The organism is Paenibacillus sp. DRB1-1 (assembly GCF_052119485.1).
Taxonomy (GTDB): domain Bacteria; phylum Bacillota; class Bacilli; order Paenibacillales; family Paenibacillaceae; genus Paenibacillus; species Paenibacillus polymyxa_B.
In genome coordinates this window covers 5,266,409-5,278,880 of record NZ_JBODQH010000001.1, presented here as the reverse complement: position 1 = coordinate 5,278,880, position 12,472 = coordinate 5,266,409, and the positions used below count along the sequence as shown (strand labels likewise).

10 protein-coding genes, 2 pseudogenes and 1 riboswitch are annotated in these 12,472 nt (G+C 39.2%); of the genes and pseudogenes, 1 reads left to right on the top strand and 11 read right to left on the bottom strand.

What is annotated here, in order from left to right; all coding sequences use genetic code 11:
* Positions 1-149: 149 nt before the first annotated feature.
* Positions 150-258, bottom strand: a riboswitch (TPP riboswitch).
* Positions 259-351: 93 nt separating this feature from the next.
* From ACQW03_RS23755 to ACQW03_RS23715, 9 genes and pseudogenes are all read right to left on the bottom strand, one after another.
* On the bottom strand, positions 352-1,905 hold the full coding sequence (locus tag ACQW03_RS23755; protein WP_023988981.1) for an ABC-F family ATP-binding cassette domain-containing protein: 1,554 nt from the start codon (positions 1,903-1,905) through the stop codon (positions 352-354).
* 183 nt (positions 1,906-2,088) lie between these two features.
* Positions 2,089-3,078 (bottom strand): hypothetical protein, encoded by a 990-nt coding sequence (locus ACQW03_RS23750; RefSeq protein WP_441952072.1) that lies wholly within the window; start codon positions 3,076-3,078, stop codon positions 2,089-2,091.
* Positions 3,065-3,619 carry a hypothetical protein gene (locus tag ACQW03_RS23745; protein ID WP_220029599.1) on the bottom strand — a complete coding sequence of 185 codons (555 nt, stop codon included), beginning with the start codon at positions 3,617-3,619 and terminating at the stop codon, positions 3,065-3,067. The genes ACQW03_RS23750 and ACQW03_RS23745 overlap by 14 nt, the downstream gene beginning before the upstream one ends.
* Position 3,620: 1 nt before the next feature.
* Complete coding sequence (locus tag ACQW03_RS23740) at positions 3,621-4,016, bottom strand: hypothetical protein (RefSeq protein WP_441952070.1); 396 nt, start codon at positions 4,014-4,016, stop codon at positions 3,621-3,623.
* A gap of 40 nt (positions 4,017-4,056) precedes the next feature.
* The gene (locus ACQW03_RS23735) at positions 4,057-4,536 is read right to left on the bottom strand and encodes a hypothetical protein (protein ID WP_029517430.1); all 480 of its coding nucleotides are present in this window, start codon (positions 4,534-4,536) and stop codon (positions 4,057-4,059) included.
* 51 nt (positions 4,537-4,587) lie between these two features.
* Positions 4,588-6,672, bottom strand: coding sequence for a hypothetical protein (locus ACQW03_RS23730; protein WP_441952068.1), 2,085 nt, complete (start codon positions 6,670-6,672; stop codon positions 4,588-4,590).
* Positions 6,662-7,855, bottom strand: a pseudogene (locus tag ACQW03_RS23725) (pilus assembly protein CpaF); the annotation flags it as partial. The gene ACQW03_RS23730 and the pseudogene ACQW03_RS23725, both read right to left, overlap by 11 nt.
* Before the next feature lie 455 nt (positions 7,856-8,310).
* Positions 8,311-10,308 (bottom strand): hypothetical protein, encoded by a 1,998-nt coding sequence (locus ACQW03_RS23720; protein WP_441952066.1) that lies wholly within the window; start codon positions 10,306-10,308, stop codon positions 8,311-8,313.
* A 259-nt stretch (positions 10,309-10,567) separates the two neighbouring features.
* A complete protein-coding gene (locus ACQW03_RS23715) occupies positions 10,568-10,846 on the bottom strand; it encodes a hypothetical protein (RefSeq protein ID WP_441952064.1) in 279 nt (92 codons plus the stop codon).
* Positions 10,847-11,073: 227 nt separating this feature from the next.
* Here ACQW03_RS23715 and ACQW03_RS23710 point away from each other — a divergent pair.
* Positions 11,074-11,319 (top strand): annotated as a pseudogene (locus tag ACQW03_RS23710) (ran-binding protein 10); the annotation flags it as partial.
* A gap of 25 nt (positions 11,320-11,344) precedes the next feature.
* Here ACQW03_RS23710 and ACQW03_RS23705 read toward each other — a convergent pair.
* Entirely contained in the window at positions 11,345-11,569 is a 225-nt protein-coding gene (locus tag ACQW03_RS23705; RefSeq protein ID WP_441952062.1) for a hypothetical protein, read from the bottom strand.
* A gap of 53 nt (positions 11,570-11,622) precedes the next feature.
* On the bottom strand, positions 11,623-12,279 hold the full coding sequence (locus ACQW03_RS23700; RefSeq protein WP_441952060.1) for a hypothetical protein: 657 nt from the start codon (positions 12,277-12,279) through the stop codon (positions 11,623-11,625).
* Positions 12,280-12,472: the final 193 nt, after the last annotated feature.

Here is a 12,472-nt window from a genome sequence, read left to right as displayed (position 1 = left end):
GAAGCTCGAACAACTTAAAATGAACGAAACGTAAAAAAACCACTTCCCCAAGGAAGTGGTTTAACGAACGTCCAATAATCGAACGGACAATGATATCCGTATACGTGTATCGTCCCACGCACAAACAAAATAAAGATGGTGTTGCCTTGTTTGTACGGCGCTCACTTCCCTACGCTGGCATAACCCAGATCAGGTGCAAAGGGTCCGAAATCCATTTATTCCGTCTCAGCCGCATGGGCGGCTCCCCTAGTGTGACTATTTTATTGTATAAGCTAAAGATAGCTTAGCATATTTTCCTAATTCTGCAAACCCCACTTCGTGTGAAATATGCAGAATTGGATTTAGCTGATTTTAGTTAACTTTACTTGACCACTCTTCCACATTCCACGTTTTGGTTACCCAATCCTCGTAAAAGTCCGGTTCGTGAGACACAAGCAAAACGGTCCCTTTGTATTCCTTCAAGGCACGTTTCAGCTCATCCTTAGCTTTAACATCCAAGTGGTTGGTAGGCTCATCGAACAGTACCCAGTTGCTTTCACGCATTAACAGTTTGCAAAGACGGACTTTAGCCTGTTCTCCACCACTGAGCGCAGATAGCGGACGCGTGATATGCTCATTCTTTAAACCGCAACGCGCCAAATGCGCTCGTACTTCATGCTGGTTCAAATGCGGGAATTCATTCCACACATCGTCAATCGGTGTAATTTTCTCCGCCTTTACTTCCTGCTCAAAATAAGCGGGCTGCAAAAAATCACCTTGATAGGTTTTTCCACTGATTGGTGGAATTTTTCCCAGAATGGTTTTGAGCAATGTCGATTTACCAACACCGTTGTAGCCGACAATTGCAATCTTTTCACCACGTTCAATCGTCATGGACATTTTAGGCAAAAGGGCATGCGTATAACCAATCTCAAAATCAATACCCTCAAATACCGTCTTTCCGCTCGCACGTGCTTCTTTGAATTGAAAGGTTGGCTTCGCAGCTTCTTCAGGCTTATCAATACGTTCGATCCGATCAAGCTGCTTTTCACGGCTCTTTGCTCGGCCTGATGTAGATGCACGCGCCTTATTACGCTGAATAAAATCTTCCTGTTTCTTAATAAAGTCCTGTTGCTTCTCATAAGCATCAATATGCTGAGCCTTGTTCAGATCTGCCATCTCAAGAAACTTTTCATAGTTAGCTGAATAACGGGTCATCTTGGCAAATTCAAGATGGTAAATAACATTAACGACCTGATTCATAAACTCAGTATCATGTGAAATAAGAATAAAAGCATAGGGATAATCCTTCAAATAGCGCGTAAGCCATTCGATATGCTCGACATCCAAATAGTTGGTAGGCTCATCCAGCAGCAGGACATTTGGCTTTTCCAACAGCAACTTAGCAAGAAGCACCTTTGTCCGTTGCCCGCCGCTAAGTGCAGATACATCCCGATCCAGTCCTATGGCCGAGAGTCCCAGTCCATTCGCCATTTCTTCAACCTTCACATCAATGAGGTAAAAATCCCCCATATCCAGTTGCTCCTGAATTTCACCCATCTGTTCCAGCAGCACTTCCAACTCTTCGGGAGAAGCATCCCCCATTTTGTCAGTAATCTGCATCATTTCCTTTTCCAATTCCAACAAAGGAAGAAAAGCGTCTTTCAAAACATCACGTACCGTTTTGCCTGGTGTCAGCTTGGTATGCTGATCCAGATAGCCGTAACGTACACGTGGAGTCCATTCCACTTTACCTTCATCCTTAAGCAATTTTCCAGTGAGAATGTTCATGAGTGTCGATTTACCGACACCGTTAGCTCCTACCAAACCTACACGTTCCCCCGCAAGCAATCGAAAGGAAACATTTTTAAATAATGCGCGGTCCCCAAAGTTGTGAGATACATTTTCTACAGTCAATAAACTCATAAGCTGTTTTTGGCTCCTTATTGTCATCGGCGTTGCCGACTGTTCTTATTTCATATGCATTTCGTTTCTTTCAAAGCTATATTGTAGCACATTCTGCAACCATATCGGAATATTGAAAACAGCGAATTTTAAGGTTTTTGGTATGGATCTGCCTAAAAAAAGAAAAACCACCCATGAGGGTGATTATTTTAAGCCATTATAGCATTTGTACTCAAAGTAACCCGCAGCTGCTGCAGATTTTTCATCCGTAAAACGTTCACTCGCTTTAAAGGGAGCTGGACATGAATCTCTATAAAAATATTTCATTCCAGTATCTGGTTCTATGCCACCGATAATGTCTTGCTTTCTGACGACTCTCCCACCACCAAATCCATAGTTATTGTAATACCTGTCTCCGACCGGAATGCCTTGGATAAACGCGATCAGACCCACATCATCTACCGTGTTGTACCACTCCTCTTGCGGAATGAGCGGTAGCGTGAACGAGTAAGTTATGCCGTTACGTGCTGCTTTTTCGTTATGGACATTAATAATTCGCGCTAGATCCTCTTGAACGCTGTGAACAATGGTGGAACGACGTATTTGCTCAAAAGTTTCTGAATTATTCAGTAAAGATATAGGGGTCTGATCCTGAAGTTCCTTTTGAAAGCCCTCCACCCACCTGTGATTCCGCGCATCGTATGCGTGCACATAATTATCCAAGGTGAACCCCACACTGTTGCCTACTGAATCAACATAGGCATATGGCTTTTTTTCGCTCCATTTGTGGCCAATAGCAGCTTGTCCATGCTCGTCTGTATAGGCTTCTGAAGTGAACGCATAAAAACCGTCATAATCCAGAATTACAATGACTGGTATGTAATCCAATAATGCACGTTGTGCTACTATATCCCCATCAATGTCTACATTAAGAAAAAGGGTGTGCAGGAACGTGTGCAGCGCTGCTTCTTTATCTACACGAAAAAACTTATCCGATCCGTATCCGGCCTCGCGTTCCTGACGTTCATTCTGTGAGAGCACAACCCCTGCATCCTGAACTGCGGTACGGAGAGCCGACGTATATTTCATTTCTAGCTGCTGCACTTCACGCTGATCTTGCACCCGTAAGTCACTAACTACACCAAAGGGCAAAAACAAAAGTATAAATATGACTGCAAAATCAGTAATCTTCATTCAGAACCATGCCCCCGTAAGAAGCTTTAACTGCCGGCTTGCCGCTATCTGCCCCACCGAGAAGCCATGATTTGTACAAGTCCGCAGGAGTCCGATTCGTATTATGTAACCGGACCGTAAAATAATCCCCGGCCATCAAGGTATACCGACGTGTCTGATCTGATTTTGGCTGCTGATTGTCAGGAAACAGTACAGGCAAGATTTGCGGATTATAGTACCCATCATATACAGTTTCATAATTGCCCAGAAAACTGTCTGGCTTCGCGGCATCTGCATAGTCCGGTACATACTTTTTGTGCATATGTTCCAAGTCAACTTCGTACGTATTGCCTGTCAATTCCAGATCACGCATAAAATCGTTATACATCGTCGGTGTAATGTAACCTTTGGTTCTTACCATATCAACAAAACGTACAGTTGAATGATATGTATTTAACCCGGATATATCATCCTGCCGTTCAGCAGCTTGAGCTGCGGGTACGATGTACAAAAGCAATACAGCGATCAGCGCCCCCAACAGCTTAGATATTGTTTGAACCACTTCATTCTTCCCCCAATTTCTCAAAACGTACAGATGTTATGTCACCATTCCCATTACGCTGTGGGTATATGGAATATAAAGAAGAAGCATCCAAGGTCGACACATCAGGCTCAAACGATTCAGAATACGCATCGTAATCTGAACCGTCGACATGAATCGAAATCCCCTCCTGTAAGTTCATGCGAATTGCCTGCATTACCTGAGTTCCTTTTATCCGTTCCGGCAACCCCACCCCAGTAGTACGGGCTATTCGCCCTTCAGAATGCTCCTCCTGCTGTGATCTTAATTCCAGTGCACCATCCAGCTGCCTGGACAAGTCTACTGCCGTTACACATGCGGTTATGAACAGAATAACTGACACACTAAGTCGCAGCATGCTTGAAGCGTGATCAGACATACTCTCATCCCCCTTATGATTATTATCTTTGCTGTAGTGCTTAGGACTGGATAAACAACAACCCACGGACAACGTTCGATTTGTCCTTGACGATTTCAGCCTTGAATTTGCCACTTGGATTTACGTATTCATTCTCTTTCTCATTAAGAGTATTCGTGATTTTCCCAGTCTTATCACTGCCGCCATTCACGGCGCCATACTGTTCACTGTCTGGGCTAATGTTCAGAGCATTACCGTACCACTGGCCTGCCATATTTTTACCGGTTTTAATCTGAATGCCGAATTGGTCCTTCCCCTGAAACTTCCGCAGCGCATTGGTCACCTGGGAACCGCTAATGGTTGTGCCGTCATATACCGTAAAAGAGGCTTGAGACAATTCGGTCTGGATATCAGCAAAATTGTTTTGTGCCGTTTTAGTCGCCTCCTGGGCTGAAATAAAAAGTATAACTACAATCGTAATTAGAGCGATGGTCAAAAATATCCCAGCGGCTACCTTTAAAGCTGTTGATGCGTTATTCATTGTTTTTCTCTCCTCAGCTTGTTATTTTGTATTAGTCATAATAGAACTTTTTTACTGAATTTTTTGTATTTGCTCATAATATTTATCCATTTGAACAAAGCTCATACCGATCAACGGAATCACTAAATATATAAAGATAAGACCATACATCGGGGCAAAACCAATCATCCTTCCCCAGATAGCCTTGCTGTCTATTATTTTTTCATACTCCTGTTTTCTTTGTTCGAAATAGTAGGACATATGGGATTCCAAATCATCGAAGGCCTCTCGAATCGTAATTTTACCCAAAGACAAATGGAGCTTGTCCACTAGACGTTGAAATTCCGGCAAAGGTGCCTCTTCTTTTAGCAAGTCGAGAGCTGCCTCTGGCCCGTGTTCATAATGAAGCAAACATTTTTGCAGAGGTCTTTTGAATATAACTGAAAATCTGTTCAGCCACTCCAATATTTCCTCGACAGACATTCGTTCCATAACCCGTAAAATGGAAATCACCGTTTGAAATTGATACACCTCATGCCTCATATCCAACCGACGCATTTTTCGTTGCAAATATAATAAAAGCATAGGCATTTGATAGGCTACATACCCAACAATCAAACTAATCAGCACTTCCCACCACTTGATGTATTCATCATTCCAATCTTTCAGCTTTTGGAGGATACGCCGAGTATTTGTGGATAGCTGTTCAGGAGTAGCAGTTCCATTAGCATTATGCTCTAAAACAACGTACGTTTGTTCGTATGTGCTGTTCGCCCTCATGTTCAGCGAATGCATGATTTTGCGATCAATCTCACTCTGCTTCAAAGCTTCTTTTTGCTCCACCGGACTTAAACGTCCAAACATTTGACCTGATTGTACTGGGGCGTGAAGGATATGCGTTTTCTCAGCTTCATGTAAAAAAAATATCGTACTGATACTGAGCACCACTCCTACGATAAAAAGAGCCATTCTGCGTATGTAAAGCCACTCCAGCTTAACCTCCGCACCACTTTCCTTTAATAGGCGGGTTATTTGGAAATAAGAAGACATATGCTGACGCGGAATTAAAGAATCCACCACATTACGAATGATAGGAAAACGGTATAGCTTCTGCTCCCAAACCCTCCGGCCTCTACCCGCACGATATCCTGTCTCATCGGTCTGTTGCAGTTTCTGTAACAGGAAATAAGATACGATGATCACAATATAAACGGACAATTTCGTGATATAACCCCATTTCCCCTGATAAAACTCATCCATAGATGGAAAGCTGGATCTCGCCCATGTCTCGATTGGGGTAGTAAAGAAAACAGGTGCCAGTGCGATCACGTTTAGACTTTTTAACAGATGGTCCAGTTTATTTCTTCGCAGCAACTCCAACTGGATTTCGCGTGCGAGACTGCTGAGCCCCTTCAAATAAATTGAGCCACCCTCCTCAACCCGGTCACCAAACTCCATTACCATATATGAGATACCAGCAAAAGCTTTTAAAAATCGATTAGGAGCCGACTCATAGTATCTTTCCAATGCTTCGTGCGGATCAACATCTGTTAGCGCCTCATGGATGAGACGTGCGTGTCTCGCAGCCTCTGCCTCCGCTAAATCGGCCGCTTCGGATATGGCTTCCTCCACCATACCGTGCTGATGGTAATAATGACGTACATTGGCGAATAATTCGATCATCTGTGCAAGTAGCCTTTTTTCCATTCGGCTAATGGCCATATCCAAAATAAGACTGTTGATTACTACTCCGCATAAAACGGCCAATATAGCAAACTCTATTCCTGGCTTCATCATGACCAGCACAACGCCACTGCAAGCAAAAGCCCCCCAGATGAACAGTGTCATCTTCATGGTCTGTAGGCGAAGCTTGTACTCATCGTAGGCATGCTGACCAGCTAGTCGCTTACGTACACTCGTGATATATCCGGATAAGAAAGTGACTTTCATACACAGCGTGTACAACTTATTCAGTAATGCTTGCAGCTCACGTTGAAGTACCGCTTTTCCTTTGCGGCCTTCCTGAACAGAATGAATTCGTCCTCTGCGAACTGCATGACTACCGCGCTTACGCAACCCCCACAAAACTATATATAGAAGCGCAAAGCCCCCACCTGATATTAGTAAAATCCATAATAAAATTTCTTTAAGACTCATAGTCTTCCTCCCAATAGCGGGTCAAAAAACTGCGGAAATCTCTGGCATCCTTTACATTCATCTGCTCACACATTTCTTTTGCACTTTTGGCAGTTAAGGGCTCCATCGGTATATAGCTTCCGTTCCGATATTCCATAACGTGGCGATAACTATAGCTCGATGAAGCATTGGAACCTGCATCCGTATGATCCGGGTCACGCGGCACGCATTCTGTGATCCGTTCGATGTAGCGTCGCCCTTCCGCATCACGTTTGAGATGCACATCAAAGTTAATGACATGAACTACCTGTTCCTCAGCGATGCCTTCATGCTGAAATACTCCTGTTTTGAGCAATGAATTACGAAGTGAAAACACGAGATCACGAAATGTTTTGGCATGATGAGTAAAAATGGTGAACAGACTGGCAACCTGCGACATTTGAATCATCCAAGCAGCTACTTCATCACTTGCTACTTCGCCTAGGATATTGACGGTTCCATCTGTTTTTTTCTGCAAGTCAAGCCCTTGTTGTCCTGAAATATGGTCCGTTTCTCGAAAAGTAAGAATGTTACGGCGACTGTAAATGCTGCGTAGATGCAGTTCAAAGGCCATTTCTTGAACACGAAGCGTATACGAAGCATAAATATGCTTGACCATCGCCATTAACAACGTCGTCTTACCTGAACCCTGCGCGCCTGTAATAGCAGTAATCCGGCTGCCTTTCATTAAATAAGAAAGTAGCTGGATTGGAAAATCAGCATTCTGTCCCTTAATTAACTGTTCCAGCGATGCGCTTTGAATATCGAATTTACGGACAAAGAAAGCCCACGATTCTGAGAAAGGAGGGCGCACCACCACTACCCGTGACCCATCCTTCATTTCGTTGACCTTATAACCATTCGCTTCGGAGAGCTGTCCCGGGTAATTGTATTTGTAAATATTTTGGCACACCCTTTTAAGTTCACGCTCAGATCCGAAGGAAAGGAACGAAAGATGGATAGTTTTACCTTTATAGAAAATCCACACGCTCTCATAACCATTGGCAGTAGGCGCAGATGTTTGTTCAAATACATACCCATCCGAAGGCCAGTCTGATGATGCAGGAATCCCACCTTCCGGCATACCACTGACGCCCCCACTTACACCGTCGATCCGCTGGTCACGAATATCATCAATGACGGAAAAGCCTTTGTAATGCTGATATTTCTTTAGCAAGCAAGAGGTTTCATACAACATCAAAATCACTAACCTACCACGCTTTGAGCAACATTTTAATTCGCACAAATTCATTCTCTTTCATAAAAAGCGTGATTTTTTTGTGATTTTTTATGTGCAGTAAATGCCTAAATATCCGCATCTAAATGCTTGTATTTGCTATATACTTAACAACAACAAATAGCTCCATCAGCAAACGCCAATGGAGCACTTTTTTAGTATTCAATTATCATGAAGCCCGCAGATATCCACAACCAAAAAACTTGATTCTTTGACATAAGACAACTTTCGCCATAGGCTCCTCAGACATCTAGCTTGGATGATGTAAAAAGTTTATTGAAGAAGTCTTTACACACTAGATTGCTTAAATAATGCTACATTCTTTTGTGTATAAAAATTGAAATTCAGATACCATTTCATAAGACAAAATACTTTTTATAGAATTACTCCCTATTTTTCATAATTTTCAATACAATCGGAAGAATGGTGTGATGGTAATTTGTAAGAATTTTACCGGAAATTTTTATCGAAGGTGTTCCCTTCTGGCTTGGGTGTGAAATAGAGTTGAAATTCCTATAGTTATAGAATTTTCTAATAGTCATTAATTCATTCAGTTCTAAAAGATGAGAAGTTTTGTTAATCACTGAGTTTATATTATCAGTATCTTTTAGTTCGTATTGAACTTTACAAAACTCATGGAAAAAATTGTTCAAATAATTAAAAGCCAAATCCCATTTTTGATTCAGTATGCTATTGGCATAATAAATGAGTTGCTGTATTATCGCCTCTTCATCCTTAAATGGACTTCTAATCAATTCATTAATTAAGTTATTATAATGATTTTCTATGTCATAGAAAAACTTATTGTTATTAATCTTTCTTACAATGTACTCCTCAGTTATCCTTTCGTAGACAGTTTGGCCCAAAAGATTTGGTTCTCTCTTAGCTTTTCTTCTGATTTTAAAAAAAGCGAGTAAATATTTACCATAATTATTACTTCGTAAGATTTCACTATCAGCTTTAATTTTTTTTCTTATTACCACCTCTTCTGTTTTGTCAATGTTTTGAGCTAACGCAGTAAACAAAATATGAATATGTCTTCTATCACTTAAGTTTAAATCTTTCTTGATAAATTTAATCAAATGTGTCGTGAATTTGTTCCCACCCTTTTTCTTCCTTCTAATAAAAAAAAGGGCTATAAGTATGTTAATATAGTCAGCTGTCAAATCAAATGTAATTTCATTTAATATCAGCTTTGTTCTATCAACATTTTCTTTTTGAAACAGATAGTTTTGAAACTTTGGATCGAAAATAACTTTTAAATTCTCTCTATCTTCTCCAGTTAAAAGAAATGAAAAAGCTTCCTTTATTTTGAATTTTCTTAACGAATTCTGAAAATAGATCAATTGATAATTAAGTTTGTTTTTTGAAATAGGGGATGAAACTGTCTTCCGAGTGAATCTTAAAAACCCTCTTCTTTCTTCACTGTTTTTTATGATTTTTCTATCTGTTTTTGCTGCATTGGTAGTCAATTGTAATTCATCAAATAACCAGCTATTTATACGTTGTTCAATTGATAGTAATTCTTTAAAAACTTCCTTATTCTTTATCGTTTCCTCAGTTTTATTAAAGATAATAAAGATATCATCAACATATCTAACCATGCTCTTAAACTTCATAATATTACTTTTGACAAGTTCTTTTACTTTAACATCAAATGGTACCAAATAAAGATATCCCAAATAGTCTGATACAAAGTTCTTCCTGCCTTGAGGTATAGATTGAGTCTTATTCATTAAAGAATCGAAATAGAAATCCAAACCAGTTATAGTGTTAGATTCACCATTTAAATTATATTTAGTTAATAATGATGGCGATGCATAATCCTGCATGATCTTAATTAAAATTTTGTGCTGCATTTCTTCAAAATATTTACTAATATCTATTCTAAGTACAATATCTCCTACTACTAATTGTTGATTTAGAGTAGATAAAAAATCTGAATAACCTTCTTTATAATCGCTACTTGCCTTCCAATTGTCCTTATCTTTATGAAATTTTGTAGGATAAAATGGGTAAATATATTTCTGATTAAAGTTCAAGTCTCTTAGATTAGTATCCGTACATTCTACAAATAATAAACCTATTGCGTTATATAAGACCATAGAATACATTGAAAAAAAACGGTATTCTCTTACTCCTGTCATACCCTTAGGTATTGAAACAATATCAGTAGAAAACATCTCAGGAACCGCAAGAATTACATCTGTAGAAATAAAATCATCATAGAACTGACTCATTTTTTCTCTACTCGTCTCTAGCAAAACATCTTTTAGCAATCGAAAATTAATATCCAGTATAAAGTCTTCTTTTGCATATTCTTTACATATCTCAAATGCATTAAGAAAAACATCTTTAGTTAGAATGTTACTGATTTTCATGATGGGTCCCCTTCAATAAGTAATACTTCTAATTGTTTTAATTTCCCAATATTATCTCAGAAGATTACCAAATAGTAAATAAGTATTATAAACCTTAGTTTTATAGGCTCATCGACAAATATGAATCAAGAGTCCATAGACTCTTTCCATGAAGGGACATTGTTTTGAATGTGGTGATTTTAGGAAATCCATGTAACTAATTGAATAAAGCATATATAACTAAAAGTGCCCCGGTCACTAAAGACCAGGACACTTTTAGTTATATACTTGCAGAAATAATCTCTACTAATTTAATGAAGCTGTAGTCTTCTTCACCTCGGACAACCTTGATACGCCTGCTTGGCTTGTCGATCGATGCTACGACTCCCCGCAATACCTCGTCATCAAAAACTGTCAGTGTGATAGTGCGGCATTCCTGATATGATTCAAGGCTCGCTCCCTCAATCAACTGCACTTCCTGTTCATCATTTACTATAATAATATCCGCCTCCCGAATCTCCAAAAGATTGGACTTTTGAAGGTTGGGATGGTACTTCATGGACTGTTCTTGATACACAAAAAGATCACAGTGATTGGGAGCAGGGTGTAAAGAAAGAATTCACATTCAATAACGAGGCACAGTATAAAAAATATCGTTTGAATGTGTCAATAAATAACGGACAAAATATCCTTACTCTTGGGGCTCTTGAGATGTACAATACTAACCCTGATACTCCACCTACAACACCCGATCCTGACCCTACACCGACTCCAGACCCAGAACAACCGACTGGTGATCGTTCAATCTTGGTTGTCACTATGGATACCGGTTTGGAGAAAGAATTCGATTTGAGCATGAAAGAAATAAACTTTTTCATTTCTTGGTATGAAGCAAAACAAGCAGGATCAGGCACAGCATCTTATGCCATTGATAAACATGATAACAACAAAGGACCATTCAGCAGCCGTAAGGACTATGTAATATTCAATAAAATACTCACATTTGAAGTAAGCGAGTATTCAACTAAATAATAAACAACAAAGGACTCCATACTGGTTACATACCAGCGGAGTCCTTCTTTACATCTACTCTAAATTCAAAGTGATTACGGAAAAAATAAGATCCGTTGATCTTGATTGACTCCGGTGTATACTTCTCGACAGGTCCTCCGTAATCTATAATTTCCACCATATTCTCATCTATTGGAGAAACTATATATACGCGGGAACCAGACAAAGCAGCGATCAAAAAGTCAGTGTCTGTATGTAATATTTTATGCAAGTAATAACACTCTCCAATTTCGAATCTATTTTATGCAATATCTTCGAGATTTCTCACCCATTTCCGTTGGAACCATTAAAATTAAACATGGACTTAGCTGCAATCACTAATTTATTTAGGAATGATAATAAAAACTCTGTACTAAACCCACATACGAAAAACAAAAAATTCAAACCATTAATTCCTTCTAAACCATCATTATTATACTTAAATACACATATAAAAATTACTGGAAACATTATTGCCAAGAGATTTCTGTATGAAGTATCGAAAGTAGTATTAATATTTTTATTAAATTCCGAAATAAGAGTATACGTCATTCCGCCAATTGCTCCGACAGTTATAAACAAGATAAATTTGATCGGGAGATTATTTAAAAGACGTGTATCATGATTGAGTAAATTTAATAGCGTGATCATAAATCCGTATAAAAATATCAACCCTATCCATGAATAAATAAAAATCTTCTTCCCTTTATTAATACGTTTAACGATTTTCCTTCTTAAATCCACGATTTCATATTGCTTACTTAGCAAAATTGACGAACTCAAACTATTTTCTATAAGCACCTCCTCTATATCTCTACATTCAGCAAGAAATCCTTCAACATTGAACTCTTTTTTTTCAAGTTCAATCCTTATCTCTTTAATTTGAGATAATAAGTCATCTTGAGATAAATGGGTCAACTCTAAAACCTCCCTACCTTTCACTTATATTACCTTCTTAGATTATTACAACATTGAGTGAATTAGTCAACAAGAACTATTACCATAGAACTATAACCATTCGCTTCTAAAAAGTTTATCGACCATTCTCGAATAATAAACTCATCTCCTTTATCTCATTTAATTAGCAGATAACACATGAAAGGCGTCTTCTCAAGAAGTGAGAAGACGCCTTTTC

Coding starts and splice junctions, on each gene's coding strand:
- ACQW03_RS23720 (WP_441952066.1), bottom strand. CDS start 10,308: ATGAAAATCAGTAACATTCTAACTAAAGATGTTTTTCTTAATGCATTT.
- ACQW03_RS23755 (WP_023988981.1), bottom strand. CDS start 1,905: ATGAGTTTATTGACTGTAGAAAATGTATCTCACAACTTTGGGGACCGC.
- ACQW03_RS23750 (WP_441952072.1), bottom strand. CDS start 3,078: ATGAAGATTACTGATTTTGCAGTCATATTTATACTTTTGTTTTTGCCC.
- ACQW03_RS23715 (WP_441952064.1), bottom strand. CDS start 10,846: ATGAAGTACCATCCCAACCTTCAAAAGTCCAATCTTTTGGAGATTCGG.
- ACQW03_RS23740 (WP_441952070.1), bottom strand. CDS start 4,016: ATGTCTGATCACGCTTCAAGCATGCTGCGACTTAGTGTGTCAGTTATT.
- ACQW03_RS23730 (WP_441952068.1), bottom strand. CDS start 6,672: ATGAGTCTTAAAGAAATTTTATTATGGATTTTACTAATATCAGGTGGG.
- ACQW03_RS23735 (WP_029517430.1), bottom strand. CDS start 4,536: ATGAATAACGCATCAACAGCTTTAAAGGTAGCCGCTGGGATATTTTTG.